19 protein-coding genes and 1 pseudogene are annotated in these 25,425 nt (G+C 46.9%); 3 read left to right on the forward strand and 17 right to left on the reverse strand.

What is annotated here, in order from left to right; genetic code table 11:
* Nucleotides 1-3: 3 nt before the first annotated feature.
* The 3 genes from KJB05_RS11980 to KJB05_RS11990 all read right to left on the reverse strand — a co-directional run bounded on the left by KJB05_RS11980 (nt 4) and on the right by KJB05_RS11990 (nt 3,499).
* Nucleotides 4-705, reverse strand: coding sequence for a DUF1028 domain-containing protein (locus KJB05_RS11980; RefSeq protein ID WP_208444186.1), 702 nt, complete (start codon nt 703-705; stop codon nt 4-6).
* Nucleotides 706-726: 21 nt separating this feature from the next.
* Nucleotides 727-2,118 (reverse strand): TIGR00366 family protein, encoded by a 1,392-nt coding sequence (locus tag KJB05_RS11985; protein ID WP_005437061.1) that lies wholly within the window; start codon nt 2,116-2,118, stop codon nt 727-729.
* A gap of 133 nt (nt 2,119-2,251) precedes the next feature.
* Entirely contained in the window at nt 2,252-3,499 is a 1,248-nt protein-coding gene (locus tag KJB05_RS11990) for a M20 family metallo-hydrolase (protein ID WP_208444187.1), read from the reverse strand.
* Nucleotides 3,500-3,737: 238 nt separating this feature from the next.
* On the opposite strand from KJB05_RS11990, the gene KJB05_RS11995 reads away from it, so the two are divergent.
* A complete protein-coding gene (locus tag KJB05_RS11995; protein WP_038896368.1) occupies nt 3,738-4,484 on the forward strand; it encodes an FCD domain-containing protein in 747 nt (248 codons plus the stop codon).
* Between the two features lie 28 nt (nt 4,485-4,512).
* On the opposite strand, the gene KJB05_RS12000 is transcribed toward KJB05_RS11995, so the two are convergent.
* The 3 genes from KJB05_RS12000 to KJB05_RS12010 form a co-directional block, all read right to left on the reverse strand.
* Complete coding sequence (locus KJB05_RS12000) at nt 4,513-4,965, reverse strand: MarR family transcriptional regulator (RefSeq protein ID WP_005437051.1); 453 nt, start codon at nt 4,963-4,965, stop codon at nt 4,513-4,515.
* A gap of 469 nt (nt 4,966-5,434) precedes the next feature.
* The gene (locus KJB05_RS12005) at nt 5,435-8,596 is read right to left on the reverse strand and encodes an efflux RND transporter permease subunit (protein WP_208444188.1); all 3,162 of its coding nucleotides are present in this window, start codon (nt 8,594-8,596) and stop codon (nt 5,435-5,437) included.
* Nucleotides 8,597-8,598: 2 nt separating this feature from the next.
* Entirely contained in the window at nt 8,599-9,735 is a 1,137-nt protein-coding gene (locus KJB05_RS12010; protein ID WP_020195666.1) for an efflux RND transporter periplasmic adaptor subunit, read from the reverse strand.
* Nucleotides 9,736-10,233: 498 nt separating this feature from the next.
* On the opposite strand from KJB05_RS12010, the gene KJB05_RS12015 reads away from it, so the two are divergent.
* A complete protein-coding gene (locus KJB05_RS12015) occupies nt 10,234-10,872 on the forward strand; it encodes a winged helix-turn-helix domain-containing protein (protein ID WP_199483475.1) in 639 nt (212 codons plus the stop codon).
* 438 nt (nt 10,873-11,310) lie between these two features.
* On the opposite strand, the gene KJB05_RS12020 is transcribed toward KJB05_RS12015, so the two are convergent.
* The 10 genes and pseudogenes from KJB05_RS12020 to KJB05_RS12065 form a co-directional block, all read right to left on the reverse strand.
* Nucleotides 11,311-12,207, reverse strand: a complete 897-nt coding sequence (locus KJB05_RS12020) for an alpha/beta hydrolase (RefSeq protein ID WP_208444189.1) — start codon at nt 12,205-12,207, stop codon at nt 11,311-11,313.
* A gap of 17 nt (nt 12,208-12,224) precedes the next feature.
* Nucleotides 12,225-14,144 (reverse strand): TonB-dependent receptor, encoded by a 1,920-nt coding sequence (locus tag KJB05_RS12025; protein WP_208444190.1) that lies wholly within the window; start codon nt 14,142-14,144, stop codon nt 12,225-12,227.
* A gap of 145 nt (nt 14,145-14,289) precedes the next feature.
* On the reverse strand, nt 14,290-15,228 hold the full coding sequence (locus tag KJB05_RS12030) for a LysR family transcriptional regulator (protein WP_208444191.1): 939 nt from the start codon (nt 15,226-15,228) through the stop codon (nt 14,290-14,292).
* 196 nt (nt 15,229-15,424) lie between these two features.
* A pseudogene (locus KJB05_RS12035) lies at nt 15,425-17,060 on the reverse strand (methyl-accepting chemotaxis protein).
* A 183-nt stretch (nt 17,061-17,243) separates the two neighbouring features.
* A complete protein-coding gene (locus KJB05_RS12040) occupies nt 17,244-17,720 on the reverse strand; it encodes a hypothetical protein (protein WP_208444192.1) in 477 nt (158 codons plus the stop codon).
* Between the two features lie 164 nt (nt 17,721-17,884).
* Complete coding sequence (locus KJB05_RS12045; RefSeq protein ID WP_208444193.1) at nt 17,885-19,594, reverse strand: ABC transporter permease subunit; 1,710 nt, start codon at nt 19,592-19,594, stop codon at nt 17,885-17,887.
* Nucleotides 19,595-19,640: 46 nt separating this feature from the next.
* Complete coding sequence (locus KJB05_RS12050) at nt 19,641-21,155, reverse strand: ABC transporter substrate-binding protein (protein ID WP_208444194.1); 1,515 nt, start codon at nt 21,153-21,155, stop codon at nt 19,641-19,643.
* On the reverse strand, nt 21,145-21,993 hold the full coding sequence (locus KJB05_RS12055; protein WP_009698234.1) for a dipeptide/oligopeptide/nickel ABC transporter ATP-binding protein: 849 nt from the start codon (nt 21,991-21,993) through the stop codon (nt 21,145-21,147). The genes KJB05_RS12050 and KJB05_RS12055 overlap by 11 nt, the downstream gene beginning before the upstream one ends.
* Nucleotides 21,994-22,013: 20 nt before the next feature.
* Complete coding sequence (locus KJB05_RS12060; protein ID WP_079401269.1) at nt 22,014-22,775, reverse strand: ATP-binding cassette domain-containing protein; 762 nt, start codon at nt 22,773-22,775, stop codon at nt 22,014-22,016.
* A 429-nt stretch (nt 22,776-23,204) separates the two neighbouring features.
* Nucleotides 23,205-24,509 carry an MATE family efflux transporter gene (locus KJB05_RS12065; protein WP_208444195.1) on the reverse strand — a complete coding sequence of 435 codons (1,305 nt, stop codon included), beginning with the start codon at nt 24,507-24,509 and terminating at the stop codon, nt 23,205-23,207.
* A 219-nt stretch (nt 24,510-24,728) separates the two neighbouring features.
* On the opposite strand from KJB05_RS12065, the gene KJB05_RS12070 reads away from it, so the two are divergent.
* The gene (locus KJB05_RS12070) at nt 24,729-24,959 is read left to right on the forward strand and encodes a hypothetical protein (RefSeq protein WP_244142885.1); all 231 of its coding nucleotides are present in this window, start codon (nt 24,729-24,731) and stop codon (nt 24,957-24,959) included.
* Between the two features lie 72 nt (nt 24,960-25,031).
* Here KJB05_RS12070 and KJB05_RS12075 read toward each other — a convergent pair whose 3' ends face one another.
* Complete coding sequence (locus KJB05_RS12075; protein ID WP_208444196.1) at nt 25,032-25,367, reverse strand: zinc ribbon domain-containing protein YjdM; 336 nt, start codon at nt 25,365-25,367, stop codon at nt 25,032-25,034.
* Nucleotides 25,368-25,425: the final 58 nt, after the last annotated feature.

Here is a 25,425-nt window from a genome sequence, read left to right on the forward strand (position 1 = left end):
GATTTATTGATTCGGTAATCCGTTGAGAAACTCTTGGAAGCTCGGCGCTTGTACGCGGCTCAGTACGTTTCTCATATCTTCAATCAAGCTATCGTCAGACCAATCAACGCGAATATCAATCGGCGCTTGCGTGTAGCTTTCAATACGAAGCGAAGCGGAATACGTACCGCGCTTATCGCCACCTGCTTCCAACGCGGCTTCTAGTGCAGTTATGAGCACTTCCGCTAAACTTGCCTCGTAATCATCACGATATTGGGGTTTGTCCCCTGCTCTCACTTGATCGGCATTCAGCATTGTCTGAGCCATAAATGAATCCGCAAATGCTTCAATAACCTCGTCACTTTCTAGCATGTTGCCTGCAACCGCGAGATCTTGAAAAGCAAGAGAACCCACGTGCGCGATGTTCTCTTCACCATTGATAAACGCCGCATGACCATGTTTATCCATTACCATGCATTGGCGCTTAGCAAATTCAGCATCGCCCTCTTTCAAACGCTCAACCACATCATGGCAACAAAGCCCTTGGGATAACCATCGCTTAGCGTTATCGGCATACCAAGGATTAGTAAACAAGCCTTGGGTGGCACACGCGCCAATCCCACGCCAACTGTGGTTTACGTAGCCACCGACGGCAACACCGCCAGTGGCTGTAATGGAAGCCGATAACCCTGTTTCTGGGTTAACGTGTATAAGTGAAATCGTCATAGATTCTCAATATAAAAGGCGTTAGTAACCAACCATTTGTCCAACAAACAAGGCTACCCAACATAGAACATAAACGAACGCCATGAATGGCATGATGGCTTTGAGCCACTGCTCGTAAGACACGCGACCAAGTGCCAACATCGCTAGCGTACCACCAGAAGTCGGTACGATAAGGTTGGTCAAGCCGTCACCCACTTGGAATGCGGTGATCATCAGTTGGCGGCTCATGCCAGTAAGATCTGCCACTGGAATTAGGATTGGCATGGTCACCATTGCCTGACCAGAGCCCGATGGTACGAATAGGTTGATCACACCTTGCACCACACTCGCAACAATCGCAGAGATAGCAATCGGCATATCTTGAATCAGTGAGCTTAGCGCGTTAACGATGGTATCGATGATTTGCGCTTGGTCGAGGATGATTTGAATCGATGCCGCAACACCAATCACCAATGCACCTGCGGTTACGCCCGATGCACCTTCCATCATTTGCTTCACAATGCCATTAGCGCTTAAACCGTTGACTGCGCCGATCACAATCGCCATCAATAAGAACAAGCCTGCGATCTCGTTGATGTACCAACCATTGGCAAATACACCGTAAAGCATCACACCAAGACCAGCTAGGAATACGCCCAGCGTCAGTTTGTCTTTCTTCTCTAGATGGTATTCCGATAGATCTTTGCTTAAGCCTTCTGCTGAATCTGGTTCTTTAAACTCCATCTTCGCTACGCGAGTACAGATGTAGTAAGACAACAATGCAAGAGAGGAAATCACCATCGCCGCACGCAGCCAAGCGCCCGAGAAAGTTGGCAGTTCAGCAATACCTTGAGCTACACCGACGGTATAAGGGTTGATTGGTGACAGTGCAAAGCCCACTCCGATGCCGCCCACTGCCATTACCGTACCTACAAGGCTGGAGTAACCAACCGCTGCAGAAATCAGAACTGCAACCGGAACAAGTGCGATGTTGTTCTCAAAGCCTACCGCCACGCCAAAGAAGCCGTAGATAAAGGTGCCGATGGTGATGATCAAATTACGGTTCTTCACACCTGCTTTGTTTACCGCCACACCGATTGCGTTCTCTAGCGCACCAGTACGTTGCAAGATGTGGAACAAACCACCAGCAATAAATACGATGAACAAGTAAGGCGCCGCACTGATCAAACCTTTCGGAATCGCGACAAAAATATCAAAGAAATGCACCGCAGGAACGTCATTCAGATAGGCAAATGAGTTCGGTACTACCGTAGTTCGGCCATCGACAACAACGCGTGAGAATTCCCCCGCAGGCACAACAAAGGTCAGTAGGTAAGTCGCCACTAAAATCATAAAGATCAGGACCATCGGGTCCGGCATGCTTTTGTACCAAGCCTTTTTCTCTGTCGTCTCCATCTTCTTTGTCATATCCATAACAAAATCTCTCCTTAGTATAGGAATGAAAGCTCACTCGTTTGAGCAATCACGTTTGCAAGCAAAAACCAAAGCTTGGTTTTAAAAGTAAAAAAGAGGATGAATCCCCACCCTCTCTTGTTTTATTCGTGTGTTATTGATGCTTCATCAGCATGCAGAAATGGTTCAACACTTCGACTGCGGCCATCAGATCTTTTTGTAGAATCGCTTCATCTGGATGGTGGCTAACCCCATCCGTGCAACGCATAAACAACATCGCAATGTCCGTTAATTCACACACCGCAAGACCATCATGCCCTGCACCACTAAATAAGTGCTTAGCTTCAATATTGGATAGCGAGATCGCCTGAGTCAGTGCCGAGGAAAGCGAATCAGAACAAGTGACAGCCGCTTGCTCGTAAGTCTGTTCGTGGCGATACGCAAGGTTGTACTGCGTCATTAAGGTTTCGATGTTTGCCAGCATTTCTTGTCGTGCTGCAATGCGAGAAGCATCATTTGGTGAGCGCAGTTCGATAGTGATGTCCGTTTGCTGAGGAATCACATTCACACCGTTCGGGAAGTTGGCAATTTTGCCCACCACACCCACAAGGTTGTCTTCACGCTTACACAGTTGGTCAAACATATGGATGACCTGCGCAGCCCCAACTAGCGCATCTTGGCGCATGTCCATTGGCACTGTACCCGCGTGACCAGCTTTACCTAAAACCGATAAAGTATGGCGCTCGATACCGGTGATGGCCGTAACCACACCCACAGGCAAATTCGCTTGCTCAAGTTGCGGGCCTTGTTCAATGTGGAGCTCCACAAAGCCCAACACCTTGTCTTTGTCGTAAGCATCTTGCGCAATAAGTTCTGGATGACAACCGAATGAAGTCAGAGCTTCACGCATCGTAATACCGTGAGCATCGCGTGCATCCAAAACGCTCGGGTCAAACGTTCCGGCAATGGCTTTTGAACCAAGTAATGTCGATTGGAATCGCGTGCCTTCTTCATCACTGAAGGCAATCACATCGATATGGAAAGGAAATTCAAATTTATGCTGATGGAAATAATGAACTAAAGCGATAGGTAGGATGACACCTAAAATACCATCGTACTTGCCACCATTTGGCACGGTATCTTGATGAGAACCAAAGATCAGCGTCTGCGCATTTGGGTTCGGACTGTGGTAACGACCAATAAGGTTAGCCGCGTTATCCATGCGCACTTCCATGCCAGACAACAACATCCACTCGCGTAGCTTTTCATTTGCTCTCGCGTGCTCTTCACTGGCACACAAACGCGTCACGCCTTCGCTATCTGGGTCATTGGTTTGGCTGCATTGAGCAATATCTTCCAACCATTCCCACGCTAGACTGGCCGTTTCTACAAATTTTTCCATCTTGAATCGCTCTATTTCTAACCATGTTCATTTTTAATTTATCATGATAAATATCAAATGAAAGACATTTATCATGATAAATAGACTTTTTTGTGAGTGCGATTCGATCGATAATCGGATGGTTTCATAACTAAAACCGTGTTCGTTTTTTAGAAAATGAAAGGCAGAAAACAGGTGACATCCTTTGAATTTCCTTCAAAATTTAATAGATACCGCGAGATAACCCAGCGAGGAAAATGTGGCAAGCAGCGCGAAAGGACGTAGAACTCAACAACTGGCCGAATCGATCAAAACTTGGATTGTCGATCAAGCTTTGCAGCCCGGCGATCGTCTGCCGAGTGAAATCGAAGTCATGGAAACCTTTGATGCTTCCAAAAGCACGGTGCGAGAAAGCATGCGAATCCTTGAGGCACAAGGCATTCTATCGACCAAGACAGGGCCAAAAGGCGGAGTCTTTGTTAGCGAGATGAGTGAGAACAAGGCTCAGGCACTGCTAAGCAACTACCTGTTCTTCAAAGATGTTTCGATTTCTGATCTGTACCAAATCCGCTTGTCACTTGAACCAGAAATCGCTGCCTCTTTGGCAGGCACATTAACGGAGACACAGCTTGTTACGCTCGATCAGCAAATCGATAAGTACCAAACGCCACCAGAAGACGTGTATCAAGAGCGCGAACACCACATTGCATCGATAGAGTTTCACAGCCTCTTAGCCAGTTACTCTGGCAATGAGCTGCTGAAGTTTGTGGTTCGCTTTACTGCACAGATGCTTACCGAGCTAACGATTTACCGTAAATTGTATGAACCTGGGAACCACAAACTGTGGCAAACGGGCGTGCAAAGCCAACGTGCGCTGGTGGAAGCATTGCGGAAAGGTGACGCTTCAAAAGCCAAGCAAGTAATGGAACAACACATGCTGACCGCGCATCAATTGATGAAGAAGCAAGAAGCTGAAGTGGCGAACCGTTTTCTCACAGAAAGCTGATTGGTTCGCCATCGTTTGAAATGCAGAATTAAGCGTGATTGGCTAAGGTCATTTTACGCACCAAACGGAAGAATTCGTCAGATTCCTCTTCCGTCAAACAAGAGAAGAAATCTTGCTTGAGGTTGGTCATGATGCGGTGCACTTTGCGTACCGCTTCTACACCCTCTTTGGTGAGTGTCAGAATCTTTAATCTCTGATTGGTTTCGCTCTTGGAAACTTTAACAAAACCTCGTTTCTCTAAGTTATCCACCATGCGTTTTGCTACGCTTCGCTCCGTTAGAACCGCATCTGCCAACTCTTGCTGGCTCATAGGTTGAAACTCTTCCAACGCCGCCAACGCACTCGCCATTTCCAACGTCATTAAGTCCTGACGCGATAGCTCTGCTTGGGCACGATTGCGGAAGGTTCGGTTCATCACGCTGCACACAAACATCGGGCTTTGATCCAACACGGATATCGGAGAAATCTTCTGATCTTTCATACTTGCCTATTCTACTTTCGGCTTTGTTTTCATTTGGATAGAACTGCGTTTACAAGAGATTCCCGACTGCGCTCCTTCGTCGCTTTCGGGAATGACGCGTTGTTAAGCTAAATGCTCAATTCAATATTTCGAGCATTCTGATGAGCCTCAGAGACCCTACATCCGTCATCCTCAAGAGCGAGGGACGAGCGAGTTGGGGATCTCTTTCAACACTCAAATCTCGGTCATTCCGACGAGCCTAAGCAAGATCTGGAATCTAACTGCCACACGCTCTCAATCAATATTTCACATCAAGTCACAGCACTCAGTGAGCAGATTCTGAATCATGCTCGTCCCTCGCTGTTCAGAATGACGTAAAAATTAAACCTCAAACCCAAACTATCCAATTGAATCCAAAAATAAAGGACGCCGAAGCGCCCTTTTCTTGTACTTATTAGCAATAGTATAACTTAGCCTTTAGCGCTAAGTCCTACTCTTGGCTTGCCGTTGGCTGTGAAGTAGATTCCACTTGCTCTTTTTGTGCTTCTTTTCTTGCGCGGCGGTCGAACAAACGCTCAACCACAACGAAGAACACTGGCACGAAGAAGATACCAAGCAAGGTCGCACTTACCATACCGCCAAGTACGCCTGTACCTACCGCGTTCTGACCCGCAGAGCCTACACCCGCACTGATCGCTAGCGGCACTACACCCAGACCAAACGCAAGCGAGGTCATGATGATAGGACGAAGACGAACACGTACTGCGTGCAGCGTTGCTTCAATCAAGCCCGCGCCTTTCTCGTAGTATTCCTTGGCAAATTCGACGATAAGGATCGCGTTCTTCGTTGCCAGACCAACAGTGGTCAACAAGCTAACTTGGAAGAATACGTCGTTATCCATACCGCGAGTCATAACCGCAAGTACCGCACCTAACACACCTAGAGGCACAACAAGTACAACCGCGAATGGTACTGACCAGCTCTCATAAAGTGCTGCTAGTACAAGGAAGACAACCAGAATCGACAGCGCGTAAAGCATTGGTGCTTGGTTACCAGACAGACGTTCCTCGTAAGAGATGCCGTTCCAGTTCACCGTAAAGCCAGGAGGCAGTTTCTCTACCATGGCTTCGATTTCTGCCATCGCTTCACCAGTACTTACGCCCGGAGCCGCGCCACCTTGGATGTTCATCGCTGGTAGACCGTTAAAGCGTTGCAATAGCGGAGAACCGTAGGTCCACTCACCCGTTGCGAATGCCGAGAATGGCACCATTTCGCCCTGTGAGTTGCGCACATACCAAGAGTCGAAGTCTTTCGGCTGCATGCGGTGCTCAGCATCACTCTGTACCATGACCTTCTTCACGCGTCCGCGGTCGATGTAATCGTTGATGTACGCACCACCCCATGCCGAAGCTAGGATTTGGTTTACATCATTAATGCTCACATCCAGCGCACGCAATTTTACGTGGTCGATATGAACTTGGTACATCGGCGCATCTGCTTGACCGTTTGGACGCACACCCACCAGTTTCGGGTTTTGTGCTGCCATACCTAGGATTTGGTATTGAGCCGCTACAAGCGCTTCATGACCGTTACCAGTTGAGTCCTGTAGGTAGAAGTCGAAACCAGTCGCGTTACCCAACTCTTGAATCGCCGGTGGTGCAAACGCAAACACCATTGCTTCTTTAATGGTTGAGAAGTAACCCATTGCACGACCTGTTAGCGAAGCCGCATCCGAGCCCGGAGCTTCACGTTCTGACCAATCTTTCAGGCCGATAAACGCCATACCCATGTTCTGACCTTGACCCGCGAAGCTGAAACCCGCTACCGAGAACACTGACGCGACGTTGTCTTTCTCTTCTTCTAGGAAGTAGTTACGGACTTTCTCTAGTGTCTTTTCAGTCTGCTCTTGAGTCGAGTTCGGTGGCAAAATTGCCATTGAGAACACGGTACCTTGGTCTTCATCCGGTAGGAACGACGTCGGTAGGTTCATGAACAACCAACCTGCGCCCGCACTCATTGCCGCGAACACCAACAGCATACGACCAGTGCGTTTCAGCATTTTCGCTACGCCCGCTTCGTAACACGCCGTTGCTGCATCAAACTTACGGTTGAACCAACCAAAGAAGCCTTTCTTATCCGAAAATTCTGCATCGCCTTTCTTCAGCAAGCTCGCACAAAGTGCCGGAGTAAGAATGATCGCCACCAATACCGATAGCGTCATCGCCGCTACGATAGTGATAGAGAACTGACGATAGATAACACCGGTTGAACCAGACATGAATGCCATCGGTACAAATACCGCAGACAGCGTCAAACCAACACCTACTAGCGCGCCAGTGATCTGCCCCATTGACTTCTTCGTCGCTTCTTTTGGATCGAGACCGTCTTCGTGCATTACACGTTCCACGTTCTCAACCACAACGATCGCATCGTCCACCAGCAAGCCGATGGCCAGAACCATCGCAAACATGGTTAAGGTGTTAACACTAAAGCCGGTCGCGTAAAGGATCGCGAACGTACCCAGCAATACCACCGGAACCGCAATCGTTGGGATGATCGTCGCACGGAAGTTCTGCAAGAACAGGTACATGATCAAGAATACCAACACGATCGCTTCAAGCAGTGTCTTGATTACTTCTTTGATCGACGCATCAACGAATGGCGTTGTCTCAAACGGATAAGCGATCTTCAAACCATCTGGGAAAGTCGCACTTAGCTGACCAAGGCGTTCTTTTACAGCTTCTGCCGTTTCTAGCGCGTTCGCACCAGTACCGAGCGAGATACCAAGACCTGCCGCTGGGAAGCCGTTGTACTGACCTTTGATGTCGTAGCTTTCTGCGCCGCGCTCAACACGCGCCACGTCTTTCAGGTAAACGTTCGAACCGTTCGCTTCTGATTTCAGAATGATGTTTCTGAATTCAGCTACGCTGGTTAAACGACTTGCCGAAGAAATCGTCGCGTTAAGCAACTGACCAGACTGAGCAGGTGCTGCGCCTAACTGACCAGAAGAAACCTGTGCGTTTTGTTCACGAATAGCGTTCGCAACGTCGATTGCCGTTAGGTTGAACTGAGTCAGTTTGAATGGGTCTAGCCAAACGCGCATTGCGTATTGAGAACCAAACGCTTGCACTTGACCTACACCCGTTACACGGCTGATCGGGTCTTGAATATTGGTAACAACAAAGTCGCCAATGTCGTTTTCTGTGAATTCAGGGTCTTCAGAGTAAACCGCCACAACCATCAAGAATGAGGTGTTGGATTTGTTTACGATGATACCTTGGCTTTGTACTTCCATCGGAAGCGACGTCATCGCCAATTGCAGTTTGTTCTGCACCTGAACTTGCGCGATATCAGGATCCGCTTCGCTATCAAACGTCAGCGTAATGGTTGCGTTACCAAACGCATCACTGCTTGAGTTTAGGTAGCGTAGGTAGTCCAGACCCGTCATGTTTTGCTCGATAACCTGAGTCACTGAGTCTTCTACGGTTTTCGCAGAAGCACCAGGGTAACGGGCATTGATTGAGATCGTGGTCGGTGAAATCGTCGGGTATTGAGAAACCGGCAAGTTGAACAGGGACATTACGCCCGCCAACATGGTCAGAATCGCAAGTACCCAAGCAAATACCGGACGATCGATAAAGAATCGTGCCATGATTATGCCTGCTCACCTGATTGAATGGTCACTGGGTTACCCGGTTGCACCATCTGCAGACCAGTTGTGATGACTTTATCACCCACTTTCAAGCCTTCTGTGATGCGCCACTGGTTACCAATAGACTCCGCCGTCGTCACTGGAGTGATAGATACTTTGTTGTCCGCACCCACAGTCATGACTGAGGCTTTGCCTGTTGCATCACGCGTAACTGTGTTTTGCGGGATAAGAATCGCCACAGGGTCCACACCTACTGTTACCGTTGCGCGCACGAACATGCCCGGTAGCAGTAAGCCATCTGGGTTCGCGAATTCTGCACGTAGCGTTACGCTGCCCGTGCTTTCGTCTACGTTCACTTCAGTAAACTTCATGGTGCCTTTGTGCGCGTAAGTCGAACCGTCTTCAAGCGTTAGTGTCACTTGAGCGGATTCGTCTTTTTGCAGATGACCTTGTGACATCGCTGCTTTCAAACGGAGTAATTGAGCAGAAGATTGCACGATATCAACATTGATTGGGTCTAGCTGTTGGATAGTCGTTAGCGTCGCCGCTTGGTTTGCCGTTACCAGCGCCCCCGCCGTTACGTTAGACTTGCTGATCACACCGCTGATTGGCGCTTTCACTTGTGCGTAAGACAGATTGATCTTCGCCGTGTTGATTCTCGCTTTCGCTACCAACACTTGCGCTTTCGCTTCTTTGTAAGCCGCTTCTGCTTCATCGAGATCTTGTTGGCTGATCGACTTCTTGGTGATCAACGCACGGTAACGGCGAACCGTTGAGTACGTTGACTCTTCCGATGCTTGAGCACGGATCAGTTCAGCTTCTGCACTTAATAGGTCTGCTTGGAACGTAGAATCGTCGATCTGGTAAAGCGATTGACCTTTCTCAACCACACCACCCTCTTCAAAATTACGCTCAGAAATAATACCCGTTACCTGTGGGCGAACTTCTGCTTCTTTAAACGCTCGGCTGCGGCCTGGCAGTTCTACTGTTAGCGCTTGGCGAACAGGTTCTACCGTCAATACCGTCACTTCTGGTGTCGGCGCTGGACCACCTTGCGCTTGTCCTTCTTGGCTCTGTTCACACCCGACCAATAATAGGCTCGACGCAATCAAGAGCGATAGCGTGGTTCTACGTGTCATGAAAATTCTCTCTTCCTAACTAAAACAACGTGACTCAATAAAAAGTCAGCAAATATTAGTCGGGATGATAATTATTCAATGTTGTACATACAACAAAATTTAACGTTCTTTACGATAGACAAAAATGTTTATTCTAAAGCTGTCGTTGATCTCTCAATTTGAACGCTTTTTGATTGGAAAAATAAATTTTCTGTGAGCAATCGAAATCAGATTTTTCTTAATAAAAACAGTAAAAAAGAGTAGACAAAACCAGAGAACTCGTGACAAAGCAAACCAATTAGTAGGAGATCTTGCTAACGCAGAGAAAAAGAAAGTTTATTAAAAAACGTGAGAATAAGTGAAAAAACAGGACTTTACACTTGTTTAACATTGCATCATTAATTGAACATTTAAAGCACGCTTTGATTAAATAAATTGCAAATATAGGCGTTGATTTCCGTATTTATTACCCTATAATTCGCTCCCCTAAAACAGCCTGATATACGAAATAAGTTGGTTATGAAAAACAACAATAGAATAGTATTAGGGAAATTCACATGGGACAGGACGACTCACTATTTACAACCCTCCCTTTTGAGTGGCAAAACAGAAGAGCAAGACACAGTTAAGCTCACCAATAAACAAAAAGCGTTATTGAACTGCCTCGTTGATGCGCACCCAAACACGATCAGTAATAAAGAGATCATTCAGCAGGTTTGGGGTTATGAGCATATCTCACAAGAGAGCTTGCCGCAGCTGATAAATCGCACCCGACGCACATTAGAAGATAACGATAAATCGATTCTCATCAACGTCCCTGGTGTTGGCTATTCATTAAACTTCGCTGCTGCTGAGCAAGAAAAGTTGGTTTCTGAAGCACTAATTGAGCCGAAGCAAGAAACGCTTCCAATGAGTGTTATCAAAACGGGTCAAAGCCAAGGTTTATGGTGCCTTCTACTCGCAGCATTGCTGGTGCTAACAGTCTTCAACTTTTATGAAACGGCGAAAGCACTGTATTACAAGCACGACTTTGAACAAGTACTAAGAGCCAAAGCTTACCCAGAAATAAAACGTTCCGATGACGGAAAAACGATAGTGACAATTAACAACCATGAATGCATTTATCACAAAGATCAGCTTTTACTTCAATGCCCATAAATTCAAAATATTGATAGCATTGGTTGTATTCAACGGCATTCTCTTGTTCACAGCACACCAGTCAAAAGTTCAACTGTTTGGCAAAGTAGAAGCAATGCAATATAGGTGGACGACCTATACTGAACTCTACAAAGATCACATTGAGACTCGGAATCATTACTCACCGATCGGTGGTGCTGTGACAGACTTCCAAGCGCTTGACTATCAATATGAATATTCAAAGTCTAAGGGAAACGAATACATTGTATTGAGCTACGAAAAGCCAGTGACCATGCGCCACAATCGTATCTACTATCTAGATGAACAATGCAGTTTGCTCTTTTTTGGCAGAGCGGAGCGAACCCTAAAAAACATGGGATTTAGATGCTTTTATTAAGACGATTGTAGTCGCAGTTAGAGCATAAAAGCCGAGCTGAATAATTTCAGCTCGGTTTTCTTTTATTTCGAAATAACGGGAGAGTGTTTGTTAAGAAACGCCATCGCGTGCGGAACATACTTCTGGGAATCAAATATCGGCGCACTATGCCCCACTCCTTCTTCAATCCACAACTGGTTCTCAATGTTATTCTCATCCAATTTAGCTTTGAGTAGTTCGCTTTGTGACAAAGGAACGCGCTTATCTATTGTTCCATGTAACTGGATAAACGGCGGCGTTTTGTCGTTAACATAGGTCGTTGATGATGCCTGCTTGGCGATTTCAGAAATGGCACTTGGCGTGTCACCTAAAAAGCGAGACACCGATGATTTCTTACTCGCACTCTTTCCCCCCTTACTACCTAGCGCTAACAAATCAGTGGGACCAAAAAAACTCACAACCGCTTTCACCTGATATTTGGGCTTTACATAAAATGAGATGTCGTCGTGCACATTCGTCGTTCCAATCAAGCCCGCTAAGTGTCCACCCGCAGAGCGCCCCATCATCACCACGTTATCTGCCGCAATATGATATTGCTTCGCATGATCATGAAGGAAGTTGATAGCATCATTGATGTCTTGTACTTGCGCCGGAAATATAGCCTCGCTGCTCAAACGGTAATCAACTGAAGCAAGCGCATAACCTTTCTCGATGACTGATTGCAATAACAGTGGGTTCTTAGTAGGTATCGCATCCTTACTCCCGCGCTTCCAAGCACCACCATGAACCCAAACCAAAAGTGGATAAGGTTGCTCACTGTGCACTTTCGGTTTGTAGAGATCGAGTTTAATCTCGCGACCTTCCACCGTTTTAAATACAATATCCTTGTCAACGACAGCACTTTCCAAGGTGTTCGCCTGTACATTTACCGTCAACATGCTCAGTGAAATTGCACTAAGCAAAGTCATGATTTTCTTCATTGATTTTAAGTCCACCATTAGAACGATGCTTCTGCAGCAACCCAGTATCGACGACCATCTTCAACATAGCCATATTCATCGTATGTTGTTTCCGCATCGAACAGGTTGTAGATACCTGCCATCAGCTTAAATTGGCGATTGATTTGCCAATTCCCACCAAAGTCTACATAAGTAATTGACGGTGCAGGGGTATTGCGTGAATCCACAGTAATTGGGTCGGATTCTTCGCTGCGATAAGACACACGAACCCACGAGTTAATATTGTCACGAATCGCCCAATCTGCGTTCAGCGCAACCAAATGCTCTGGAGCTTGTGTTAACGGCTGACCTTTATCTTCACCTGACTTTTTCTCACTATAGGTATAAGTGTAAGTAGCACCGACATTGATCGTGTCAGTGATGCTTTTGTTAATCGAGCCTTCCGCACCATACGTGATAGCATCTTCAATATTTACATACGTTGCATCGCATGCGCGCCCAGTACAGCTTGGATCTAGGTTAATCGTGTCGATCTTGTCTTTAAAATCGTTGTAAAACACCGTCAAACTGGAGTTCAAATCATTCACTCCGGAGTAATACATGCCTAACTCAGTGTTGACGGAAGATTCAGGTTTCAAGTCTGCATTGCCATAAACTTCACATTTACCGTTACAGCTTTCTTGCACCCAATCTTCCTCCATTTCCGTCAAACTTGGTGCGCGATACCCCGTTGAAACACCACCTTTAATCGTCCATTCCGGATTAAGAGTCCAAACACCGTACACGCGCGGACTAAAGTGTGAGTTAAACTGCTCGTTGTCGTCGTATCGTAGACCCAACGTGAGCGCAAAGTTGTCCGTCAGGTACCATTCATCTTCGGCAAATACCGACCATTGCGAGTTCTTGAAAACAAAATCACCGTTATCCAGTTCTTCACTTTCAAATGCAGCACCGATTGAAATGTAATGCATACCAAATGCCTTGGACCATTGAGTATTGGCATTGATGTTTTGCACTTCTAAACCACGCCCTACATTTTCAACCGTTTCAGTGCTGATGTATGAAGAACCAGTTACAAATTCATAGTTAGCATCATGTGCAATACCAACCGATTGACGGTTATTGTTGGTCGCAGAGCTCCTAGTCCTCGACTTCCCTTCCGTGTTCACTCGCTCTTGATCGTGATGAGTGTAATCAAGGGTGAATGTATCTTCTTCCGTTGGAGTGAAATACACAGATGCACGATAGTTCTCAAGCGTTTTACCGCCGTTTGCATAAAGTATTTCGTCTTCAATACGCTCTTGATACATCCCTGAAATCGCAGTGCTCACCAAGCCATCAATCAAAGGACCTGCGAGGTACATTTCGCCTTGATAGAAATCGCCTGACTTACTGTTTTCTTGTAGCGTTGCTTCCGCGCGGAGACTACCTGTCCACTCTGGAAAATCTTTGCGTGTAATGATGTTGATCACACCACCGATGGCATCTGAACCATACAAAGTCGACATTGGACCACGCACTACCTCAATACGCTCAATCGAATTTAGCGGTGGTAACCAATCCTGCTCAAAGCCTCCCCCGCTACTAACCTGTGTTTCTCGACCAGATTGCTTACGTCCGTCAACGAGAATTGCGGTGTAATCTGAAGGCATGCCACGCACGGAGATCTCTTGACGAGAACCGCCACCAGTGATAACAACACCCGGTATGTCTTTCAGAGCATCGGTTAGATCTTTATAAGAACGGTTTTCGATTTGCGCGCGGTCAATCACACTAATCGACGCAGGAGCTTCCAACGTAGATTGCTCATACCCAGAAGCCGTCACCACCATGGTCTCCATGATGGTGTGGTCTTCAGTTATTTGAGAATCAGCAAAAGAAACAAGAGGGAGTGCCGCTGAAATACCTGCGGTAACGTTTACCGCAGTGCGACAATTAAAAGGGATATTCTTGAGCATGTTTGATAACTAATTTTATTTACAACTGATAATTGTTATCAATTAAACTCTCATTACCCTATGCTTTCAATCAATACAGTATGCACGACATCGAATCTTACTATGCAGGATCTGCAACGTTGATTCAGAATACTCAATCAAGCATTTACGCATGCATTTCGTTATCTTCGAACAACTCGTTGAATAGCTCACGAATCCAAATACACATTGGATCATCATGAAAGCGCTTATGCCAATACAAATACACTTGTGAGAAATCCAAACGCAGTGGTTCTGGCACTTCGCGTGTAATCAAGCGTTCATCCTGACAAGCCGCTTCGGCGAATGGCGTCGGTAAATGAAAGATGATGTCCGTCTCCGCAGCAATACTCGGTGCGGATGTGAAGTTAGTAAGTTGTACTGGCGCCGACAAACGCTGCTTTTTATCTGCTAAGCCTAATTCAATGAACTTGTGCTCAAATGACAACGTTTTCTCTCCTTGTAGAGAGATTTGACCAAAATGGTAATCACGCAACTTCTCTGCCGTTAAGGTTTCATTAGCAAGTGGGTGGTTTCTGCTCATTAATAAACGGAAGTCTCGTTTAGCCACGACCTTACGATAAATATTTTGTTCCGATGTCGGCGGCTCGTGAGAAGAAAGCGAGAAATGCACATCACCAGACACCAGTTCCTCAAAATGGCGTTTCGGCGTTGTGTCGATACTGACCACAAGATTTGGTGCTCGTTCACGAATGGCAGCAACAAGCTTGGGCATTATAGTGTTGACCTGCGGCTGTAAACCATAGAATCGAACGGTGCCTTCCACCTTCTCTGGTTCGAATGAATTCTTATGCGATAACTTTTCAAGACTAATAATCAACGCAGATATGTCTAACTTGATCGCTTCTGCCTTTGGGGTAAGTTCATAGCCAAAGCTCGTACGTACCAATAACTCATCATCAAAAAACACTCGCATCTTTTGCAGTGCTCGACTTACTGAAGACTGGCTCGTATTGAGCAGCAAAGCAGTATTCGATACGTGCTTTTCTTCGAGAAGGTATTTAAGAATGTAGAGAGACGTTACGTCAATTTGAGGAATTTGCATAAGCGAAATCTGGCAGCGAAAAGTGAAATTGTAGAGCCAGATTATATGATCGATGCTGCCATGAGTAACAACTTTTCACCAGTTTCAATGATGAATAGAGAGTTCCCGCCCCCCGCATAATGGTGTGGGTTCAAACACCTAAAGACAAAAGAGCCCCAAATTAAAGGGGCTCTGAGTTACCTAATCTTCCACTTGATTAAACGCGGAACTGACTGACTTGCTTGTCCAACTGTTGTGTCTGCTCAGACAACATAGACAATGACTGTTGCGCTTGGCTTACCACATCCACAATAGACGTGCTGCTGTCTGCAATACCTTGAACGTTGCTGTTCACTTCATCACTCACTGAGCTTTGTTGGCCTGCTGCTGTCGCAATGTGTGTGTTCATCTCGTTCATTCGTGCGATCGCGTTTAGGATTTCAGCCAAGGATTCTGTCGCTAAACCTGCCGATTGAATGGTGTCTTCGCTGCTGGTTTTACTGCCCTGCATCACTTCCACTGCCTGAGCGGCACCTGCTTGCAGCTTCTCAATCATGGCTTGGATCTCGCCCGTGCTCTTTTGAGTACGGCTCGCTAGGGAACGAACTTCATCTGCCACAACAGCAAATCCACGACCTTGCTCACCAGCACGCGCTGCTTCAATCGCCGCGTTCAATGCCAACAAGTTGGTCTGCTCTGCAATGCCACGGATAACATCCAATACCGAAGCAATGTTGCTTACGTCATTGTCTAGTGTGTTGATAACTTGACTTGCACTTTCAATCTCACCCGCAAGGTCACGAATTGCTGCGACGGTCTGCTCCAAAATCACATTGGTATTCGACAACTCTTCGTTCGCGGTTTGGCTTGCCAATGCAGCTTCTGTTGCGCTATCACTCACGTTACGACTCGTCACCTGCATTTCATGAACAGCTGCGAACGGCTTCACTGTCTCGCTGTTGACCTACCGTTGAATCTGCGATGGTCGAAGTCAAGGCGTTTAGGTTATTCATTTCCTGACGCAATGTGTTTGAGCTTTCTACCACTTGTGACACCGTTGCTTGGATCTTAGTGACGAACTGGTTAAAGCCGCCAGCCAGTAGACCAATTTCATCTTGAGAATTGATGCTGATGCGCTGACTTAAATCCCCTTCTCCAGACGCAATTTGTACCATCGCCTCTTTGATGTCATTGATTGGCTTCACTACTGTTTTAAGCAACAACACCACCATGCCAAGTGCCGCTAGAATTACGATCGCAATGCCTGCTTCTAAAATGACTTCTGCACGAAACGCGGCTGCCGCGATGTCTGTTTTAAGCGTATTTTGCTTTGCTTCAATCGCGTCTTTCACTACGTTCAATTGATCGCGAACCGCACCAAATTGGCGTTCAAATTCAGCTTTGTTTGATTCGTAGTAGTTTACCCACTGTGATTGTGGCTTGCTGATCATTGCCTCATAACTTTGCAGCCATTGTTCACCCGTTGAGACCAACTGTTGAACTTCACTACCGTGACTACGGGGCAGAACACCTTGATCAGAAAGTGACATGACTTTCTTCATACGTGGCATAGCTTTGTATGCGTTGTCTTTGTATTCAAATAGATGGTGGTCAATTTCCGCTTGAGACTGCGCCAGAGCTAAACCTTGAATCGCTGAAGTTGCTTGATAGAGGTCGCGATACGCATCTTCAATGGTAAAAAGGCTTGGGGTAACCTGCTCGTTAAGCGTGTCGCTAAGCTCGGTTTGTTTCCACATCGTGAGAACATTCAATACTGAGCTTAAAGTCAGTAATACAATCATCAAAGATAGAGGGAGAACTATCTTTTGCTTGATAGAGAGGTTGCTGAACATGAATAGATACCTTTTGTTATATTGTTCAAATCGCGCCCAATTATAACAAAGAGAAAGCACAAGTAATTTCATATACAGTGCAACGTATTATAATAATTTTTATCTTTACGACTAATATTTTAGATTCAACAAGTAATTGAATCTATTGGCTTATCTATAAGGGACCAAGGTTACAAAGACACATCAAGAACTTCTGTCAATACAAGTTGTTTCCCCTTGTTTTGGTTGGAAGATCTCCATCATGGGTTCAATTTGACCATTACCCCACACGACAAAGCCAAAGCACAATAAGGGGAGCAAGAGATGAATAAGGGATTTGAACGTACCGAGCTTGCCGCGTTGAATCGCTGTGGGTCTGAATACTTTGACGCCTTTTGGTGGGAACTGACCTTCGATCAAACCACGTACGCCAAGTGGCAACATCAATACCGCAGAAAGTAAAAACACGGACAGTGGCATCCAAAAGAACAGTATGTGAACCAGAAGTTCTAAGCCCTGCATACCGAACACTTCATAGCATTCGGGCGCTTCGGCAACTGCTTGCAACAAAGGCTCCCCCTCAAGCTTAAACAGCACACCAGCTAGAAGACCAAATACGCCAGCGATCGCGACTCTGATGATCTTTTCTTTTTTGCTGTACTGCGGCGCGTATTCCTTCATGCCCTTTCCTATCAAGATAAAAACCGAGAAAGTCAGCTTAAGAATGGCACGCCAGAGCGCAAATGTGTGGGTGGCTTTTGGGACGCACAATGTCGAATAATGAAACAGAAAGAAAACAGCCTCAATATCGGTATTGAGGCTGTTAGAAAGTTCACGAGTCCGGTTTAATCGTCGAACAACAAGTTGATTGCAATTGCCATCAAAACTAAGCCTGAGATTGGCAGCAAGACACCTAATGGTGAGCGCTCGATGTAAGGCAAGTTTTCCGCAATCAATAAGCCCCATTCAGGTTCTGGCGGTTTAACGCCAAGTCCGATAAAGCTCAGAGAGGTCAGGCTGAGCGTAATGTACGGCAAACGCAGAAACGCATGACGAATCAATGGCGGCAGCACATAAGGTAACAAGTAGTAACGGAGTACTCGCCACTGACTGGTTCCCCAAATGGGCGCAAGATGCGTGTAAGGCTGCGCTTTGGCTTCCATCAACAAGCTCGCACTGTGCGCTGCTAATGGTGCCCATGACACCATAACAATCGCAATCAAGGCACTATTTGGATTCATCCCCGTTAGACCAGCAATCAGCAGACCCGCCACAATGTATGGCACACCTTTGGTGATCTCAATTAAGCCTTGGCTATAACGAGTCACAAAGCCGAGCAACAAACCAATCACTAAACTTAGGAACGTTGCGATAATGCCCATTTTGATTGTCGACATCATACCGCCACCAACGCGAGCAAGCAGATCTCGACCAACGGCGTCGGCACCAAACGGTGCTGCTAAGCTTGGCGATTCAAGGCGGGTAAATTGGATGGTGTAAGGATCGCGCATTAACGCCCATCCTGCACAACCAATCAGCAAGGCAAAGATCGTGGCACTGACGATACGTTTGGTGGTGTTTTGGGTAAAACGGAACGTGCTGTGACTGCTGATCAGCTTGCCACTTGTGACACTGTGCCCGAGTAACCAGCGTTGCAATAAGATGCTCGCACTGCTGATCAACATCGAGAACACCAGCAACACCAACAAGCCACCTTGCAGCATCGGCAGATCTTGTAACTTCGCAGCGCCTAAGATTAGTCGTCCGATACCCGGAATGGAAAACACCTGTTCCACAGCAACCGCGCCGCCGGTCAAACCAATCACCGTCATTGCGATTTGAGGAATCAAATTACTAACGGCGCGCCACAAGGCAAAGCGTAAGATTTGAAACTTACTGACGTTTACCGATAGCCAAGTGATCACCCAAGGCTCATCTAATACACGCTTGAGGCTGTCATTAAGCAAGCGCCCGAACAAGCCAGCAGCAGGCAATGCCATTGCCAGACTTGGTAGCCAGAGGTTTTGCACGCCTTGCCAGCCATAAGGCGGGAACCAGCCCAACCAAATGGAAAACACCATGATCAGCAGTGAAGCAATCACATACTCAGGCAATGAAACCAACACCGAACTGAGCGTGTCATGATGTTTGTCTAAACGATTCTGTTGCCAACGACGCACAGTGTAAAGCACGCTCGCCATGCACATTACAAATGACATACCTAACGCTGTAAGCATCAGTAATAGTGACGTTTTTGCGGTTTGTTGAACGCTTTCCATCACGGATGCGCCACTCACCCAAGAGACACCTAAGTCACCTTGCATGGCAAGCGTCAACCAATCCCACAGTCGCTCAGCAGCGCTGCGGTCAAGTTGAAGATCTTCTCGAATTGCTTGCAGAGCTTCTGCCGTCAGCAATTGTTGAGCACCCGCACGAGCACGGAGGATTGATTGGCTTGGGTCGATACCTGCAATATCCGGCATCAAACCCACCAGCACAACCACTACCCCGAGTGACAGGAAGCGCGACAAAAAACGCGTAAACCATTCAGGCATGCAAGCGCTCCAACGAGAGCGCATGTTGGCAACAGACGACATCGAGTTAGTTCACCTCAGTAAACTGGTCGATCAGGCGACGCTCACGTGGGTCACGTTGTGCATTCTTCACGCGATCACTCTCACCTTGGATTACTCGCTCGTGCAGCAGTGGAATCACAGCGTATTGCTCAAGGATTTTGCTTTCTGCTTCGATGATCGCTTGTTGGCGTTTCTCACCCAAAGGCTGACGATCAGCGTGTTTCAATGCTGCGTCCACCTCTTCAGAGCAGAACTGACCTAGGTTGTAAGAACCTTTACAGCTAAAGTCACTTTGCATGTACGCGACTGGATCACCAGAATCCAGCACTGTTGCACGTGACAACAAGAACGCATCGAACTTACCTGCTAGTGCATCGTTTTCGATTTGTGCGTATTCACGAACGTCTAGTTCAACCACAAAACCAGCCGCTTCAAGTTGTTGCTTTAGTAGCACCGCCACTTCTGGCAACTCAGCACGGTCGGTAAATGTACCAATGGTGATCTTCTCACCATTCGCGTGGCGCATTTCCATGGTTTCCATACGAGGGTTCGCGTCACGAATTGGTTGAGCCCATGCCAATGCAGGACCTAACAAACCTTTCGCTGAGTCGGCGTGGTTCTCGTAAACCGTTTTGATGATTTGCTCACGGTTAACCGCTTGAGCTGCTGCTTTACGCAAACCGAACTGGCTAAACACATCTGATTTATTGTTTAGGTAAAGCGTGTTGGTACGTGGCATTGCGACTTCATGCAACTGTGAAGATTCCATCATCGCGATTTGCGATACAGGAACCGCTTCAACGACATCCGCCTCACCGGTACGCAGTGCAGCAGCACGAGCAAAACCGTTTGGTACGTATTCAGCAAAGATACTGCCTACTTTTGCTTTTTCGCCCCAGTAACCGTCAAAACGCTTCAGTTTCGCGCTGGTTGTACCGTTGATTTCTGTCAGAACAAATGGACCGGTACCCGCATTGATTGGCACAACGCGACCGTTTTCTTGATATGCAGCACCAGAAAGGATCGCTAGCTGTGGGCTAGATAGACGGCTTGGCAACAATGGATCGTTAAAGGTCGTTTTGATTTCAACAGTGAAGTCGTCCAATGCGCGAACTTGCCATTCGATACCATCCAAAATGCGTGGCTTTGGTGCAGCATCTAATGCTTTTTGTAGAGAGTTCACAACCGCGTTGGCATCAAGCTCAGAACCATCGTGGAATTTCACGCCCTTACGTACCGTAAATTGCCACGTCATCGGGTCAACTTGTTCCCACTCTGTTGCCAGCATAGGCTCTGCTACCGACTGATCGTTTAGGTTCACTAGCGTTTCTGCTGTGCTCCAACGTGACAGTTTGAACGCGTCATCTGAAAGTGGTGACAAACCTGTGCGTGGTGGTTGCATCATGGCAACGCGAATTTCCGTTGCTTGCGGTGCAGTTGCTTTTTCTGCTTCTGGCTTGCTTTCGCCAGAGTCAAAACAACCCGTCAGCAGTGCGCTTAAAGCCAGCGACAAAGCTAACTTGGGAGTACTAAGGTGCATAAGAAACCTCTCCAATGGTTTTTGTGAATTCATTACTTTTGTGTTGAGCGCTCATCAAGGCTCTCGTGATCAAGTGCGATGGGTTATTTGTCACGTTTTGTGCCGTGCCGTGCTCGACAACACGCCCTTTGTCTAACACTAGGATTTCATCGCATAGGGTTTGTGCCGCATCGAGGTCATGCGTCACCAAAATCAGGCGCATCTGACGACTCTTTTGAATGCCTGCCAACAAGTCGAGAATCTGTTTACGACTGACGGGATCTAGGCTGCTGGTTGGCTCATCGGCAACCAACACGCAAGGTTCGACAATCAAAGCTCTGGCGATAGCCACACGTTGGGCTTGCCCAACTGATAACTGCTGAGGGTTACGATCTAACAATGTGAGATCCAAACCGACATCCGCCAAGACCTTTTCCACCTTCTCGTTGAGCTCTTGCGTTAAACCAATATTGCTTAGCGGCTCCAGTAAGATCTGGCGAACGGTGTAGTACGGATTCAAGCTAGACTGCGGCTCTTGCGGAATCAGTTGAATGTGCTGACACAACTCTTGTCGCTGCTTAGCCGAGCTACGCGATAGCGGATAGCCACACACATACACTTCACCAGATGTGGGCTTACGAAGACCGAACAAAAGCTCAATCAAGGTCGATTTACCCGCACCAGAAGGACCAACAATCGCAATGTTCTTTGTGTCGATGGCAAGATCCAATTGTTCGAGCGCTTTGAACGGTTTGCCCCCTAACCAACTTGGTTTGGAGTAATAGTGAACACTGGCTTGCTCAAAGCGAACTTCCGCCGATTTAGGCTGCGTGTGCCCGCTCAAGTTGTGCTTAGTCAAAATAGGCTCCAGAGATGAGGTTAAGGCAGCAGTTGCGCAAGTTGTTGGCAGAAAGGATGCGAACTTTGCTGAATGGCTTGCCACGGTGCGCCATAAGCCACCATGGTGTTGTCCGCAATCACCAAGACTTTGTCACACGCCAAAGCCGCAGAGAGATCGTGCGTGATCAACAAACCACTGATGTTGCGTTGCTGAACACTACTGCGAAACAACTCAAGGATCTCCGCTTCGGTGATTGGATCGAGCGCACTGGTGGGCTCATCAGCGATGATCAAGTTGGCACTACCAAGCAACGCAATCGCAATACAAATACGCTGACGTTGACCACCAGATAGCTGGCTTGGATGCTGCGCCAATGCTGCTTTTGGATCTGCAAATCCGAGTTGAGACAACAAGGTCGTCACCGTTTCTCGGTTTGCTGAAGACAAGCGCGTTTTGTTGCCCGTCAATGCCAAACACAGTTGTTGTTCGACAGACGCCAATGGATTCAGTGCTTTAAGTGCATCTTGGAAAATGACCGCAGGACGCTGAGATTGACTACGTTGCAGCATGGCAGTTTGTGCGACTTCACTGCTGTTAAGCTGGATACTTCCGTCTACCCAAATATCAGACGGCAAAAAACCTGCGACGGCTTTCGACAACATGGATTTACCAATGCCGGAAGGTCCCATAATGGCAAGAACTTCACCTTGAAACAGCTCAAAAGAAATGTCTTTGAAGAGTGTGCGTTCTGAGTCTGTAAGGCTGAGATTATTAACGGAGAGTATTGGTTGAGAAATCACGACATCAAACTAAGTGTAACAATATAACATAACGATAGTATCACGCAGGTCTGAGCAAGAAAACAACTCAGAGGGGTTATTTCATCACCTTTTTCACGCTTTTATCAGCAAGGGCAGATGGCTCCGCCCTTGCGATAAAAAATCGAAATAATCTATACCCAAGTGACCTCAAGATGCTGGATTCAGAGTGAGTCACTGATTCAAATTCAAGGAAAACGACGCAGCGGAATAGCGAGCTCTTTCCAAGTGGTTTGACGCAGAAGTTGCTTCAGTGACTCACTCCCAAAGGGCGAATTGCCTTGACCCGCATACTTTGTTGACGATTATTGATTTAGAGCCACTAGATCTTCAAATCGTCGCCGCGTCTGCAAGCCAAGGCATTTTCGCTGAACTAAGCATCTCGAGGTTACTTGGGTATAACAGCGTGAATTACTGACACTTTTGTTTGACTTGATCGAGGTACGGGAACAAGAAGACAAAGCGCCCAACGTAGAACAAAGTGAATGCCAGCCATAAACCGTGGTTACCCCAATATTGCACCGCAATAAATTGAGTCACTAAGAACAACACCATGGTTAGGAAGGTAGAGTTACAAACTGGTCGCGTCGTCCCTGTGCCAGTAAAGATGCCGTAAAACGTAAGACCAAAACCAGCAACCAACGGGAATGCCAATAACCAAGGGCTCATGTCTAGGTACAGCGCAACAAGGTTTGGCAAAGTGGTAAATAACGACACCATTTGATGTTTGAACAGCACCAGCAGCAAGGTCAATACAACGACAAACGCCGCGGTCCATTGCGTGTTTAGCTTAATCACGTTATCAAGCAATGTTGGATTCTTCTGCCCTACGGCTTTACCTGCAAAGACGCTCGACGCATTCGCCACACCATCAAACATGTAGCTGACGATGAAGGTCACTTGCATCAAGATTGCGTTCGCCGCAAGCACATCAGAACCAAGCTGAGAGCCTACACGCGCCATCATGTTGAAGAACACCAATAGACACACAGTACGAAGCAGCAGATCCATATTGGAAGACGCGATAACTTTGAGATCTTTACGCGTCATTTTCGCTGTTTGAATGTAATCAAACAGTGGGAAGCGACAGGTTTTCAACACCAGCACCGCACCAATAACAAACGTCGAGATTTGCGCAATAAGTGTCGCCACCGCAACACCAGCAATGCCCATATCGAAGTACAACACAAATACGATATCCAGCACGATGTTCAGCACGTTACCAAACACTTGCGTGAACAAGGTTTCTTTGGCTTTCGCCTGCCCCATCAACCAACCAATCACGGTGTAGTTCAGCAGCACAAACGGCGCACCAAAGATCATGATATCGAAGTAAATCTTAGCGTTTTCGGCCACGACTACATCAGGGGAGATAATCAGCTCTGCTCCCATCCAAATCACGGACTGCAACGCAATGAAAATCAAGCCAAGGCAGAGCGAAAGCACGAAAGGACGGAATAAGCTGCTCGCTTGATCTTCTGGGCTATTTTTACCCAATGCGATTGCACTTTGCCCGGTAGTACTGACGCGGAAAAAGCCAAACAGCCAATACAAGGTATTCATGATGACGGTGCCGATCGCCACACCACCAATCATCTCAGCCACACCGAGTTTACCTATCACCGCGGTGTCCACCGCCCCCAATAATGGTTGGGTAACAGTAGAAACGATGAAAGGAAATGCGATTTTAAAATAGTCTTTATGAGTCAGGTTCATGATTTGAAAAAGTTGGTTAGAAAAGCGTAGAACGCGTGAAGAGGCGGTTTAAGTCATCTCACCACCGAACTGCATTCTATTTGTTTAATGGACTCAAGTTAACCATAAAATGGGAAAAAGAATGAGAACGAAAATCAATAAATTAGTTAACCCATCGGCTTTCGCCCTTGTACTGATGCGGTGTTAGTTCTGCTTCTCTCTAACATGTTAGGCAGCTTAATGTTGGGCATGGTCGCGACATTCGTGATGGCTTTAGGGACGGAAATGACTAACTCGATATTGGTGTTCAACGCTTTAACGATTCCACGCCAAATGAAAAACCACAGCGTCAAACCTAATGCCAACTTGAGCGATATGCTTTACCTCGTTTTGGCAGTCACCATGGTGGCATCGGGTTTTATTCTCTATAACTTTGCCAGCGTTGCAGGATTGCAGAACTTCGTCAGATAAGTACCAACAGCAATAAACGCAAAAGCCCCAACACTTGGTTGGGGCTCTCTCATTTTTAAAGGTGTTGAGTAATTACGCCTTTTTCACAAACTGCGCCGTCACCATCATCTGGCCAGCGCCATCAACTTTGCAATCTAGCTGATGATCTTTGCCGTCTTTAATGCGGCGAATCACCGCTTTGGTGCCGATCTTAAGTACCAGCGAACTGCCTTTTACTTTTAGGTCTTTCGCTAACGTGACCTTATCACCTTCTTGCAGCAACGTGCCGTTGGCATCTTTCACGTTTACGGCATCTTCGTCTGCCGCCTGAGTCGGGTTCCACTCGTAGGCACATTCTGGGCAAACAAGATGGTCTTGGTCTGGGTAAACGTATTCTGAGTTACAGTTTGGGCAAGGAGGTAGAAACATAAGTAATTACGAGCTAATGAATTTGCCGTTATGGTAAAGGGTATTGCTCACCTTATCG

This window comes from Vibrio sp. B1ASS3 (genome assembly GCF_905175355.1).
Classification (GTDB): domain Bacteria; phylum Pseudomonadota; class Gammaproteobacteria; order Enterobacterales; family Vibrionaceae; genus Vibrio; species Vibrio owensii.

What these genes read in the sequence shown, in the direction of transcription:
- KJB05_RS11980 (WP_208444186.1), bottom strand. Translation starts at nt 705, where the DNA reads ATGACGATTTCACTTATACACGTTAACCCAGAAACAGGGTTATCGGCT.
- KJB05_RS11985 (WP_005437061.1), bottom strand. Translation starts at nt 2,118, where the DNA reads ATGGATATGACAAAGAAGATGGAGACGACAGAGAAAAAGGCTTGGTAC.
- KJB05_RS11990 (WP_208444187.1), bottom strand. Translation starts at nt 3,499, where the DNA reads ATGGAAAAATTTGTAGAAACGGCCAGTCTAGCGTGGGAATGGTTGGAA.
- KJB05_RS12000 (WP_005437051.1), bottom strand. Translation starts at nt 4,965, where the DNA reads ATGAAAGATCAGAAGATTTCTCCGATATCCGTGTTGGATCAAAGCCCG.
- KJB05_RS12005 (WP_208444188.1), bottom strand. Translation starts at nt 8,596, where the DNA reads ATGGCACGATTCTTTATCGATCGTCCGGTATTTGCTTGGGTACTTGCG.
- KJB05_RS12010 (WP_020195666.1), bottom strand. Translation starts at nt 9,735, where the DNA reads ATGACACGTAGAACCACGCTATCGCTCTTGATTGCGTCGAGCCTATTA.
- KJB05_RS12015 (WP_199483475.1), top strand. Translation starts at nt 10,234, where the DNA reads ATGAAAAACAACAATAGAATAGTATTAGGGAAATTCACATGGGACAGG.
- KJB05_RS12020 (WP_208444189.1), bottom strand. Translation starts at nt 12,207, where the DNA reads ATGAAGAAAATCATGACTTTGCTTAGTGCAATTTCACTGAGCATGTTG.
- KJB05_RS12025 (WP_208444190.1), bottom strand. Translation starts at nt 14,144, where the DNA reads ATGCTCAAGAATATCCCTTTTAATTGTCGCACTGCGGTAAACGTTACC.
- KJB05_RS12030 (WP_208444191.1), bottom strand. Translation starts at nt 15,228, where the DNA reads ATGCAAATTCCTCAAATTGACGTAACGTCTCTCTACATTCTTAAATAC.
- KJB05_RS12040 (WP_208444192.1), bottom strand. Translation starts at nt 17,720, where the DNA reads ATGAAGGAATACGCGCCGCAGTACAGCAAAAAAGAAAAGATCATCAGA.
- KJB05_RS12045 (WP_208444193.1), bottom strand. Translation starts at nt 19,594, where the DNA reads ATGCCTGAATGGTTTACGCGTTTTTTGTCGCGCTTCCTGTCACTCGGG.
- KJB05_RS12050 (WP_208444194.1), bottom strand. Translation starts at nt 21,155, where the DNA reads ATGCACCTTAGTACTCCCAAGTTAGCTTTGTCGCTGGCTTTAAGCGCA.
- KJB05_RS12065 (WP_208444195.1), bottom strand. Translation starts at nt 24,509, where the DNA reads ATGAACCTGACTCATAAAGACTATTTTAAAATCGCATTTCCTTTCATC.
- KJB05_RS12070 (WP_244142885.1), top strand. Translation starts at nt 24,729, where the DNA reads ATGTTGGGCATGGTCGCGACATTCGTGATGGCTTTAGGGACGGAAATG.
- KJB05_RS12075 (WP_208444196.1), bottom strand. Translation starts at nt 25,367, where the DNA reads ATGTTTCTACCTCCTTGCCCAAACTGTAACTCAGAATACGTTTACCCA.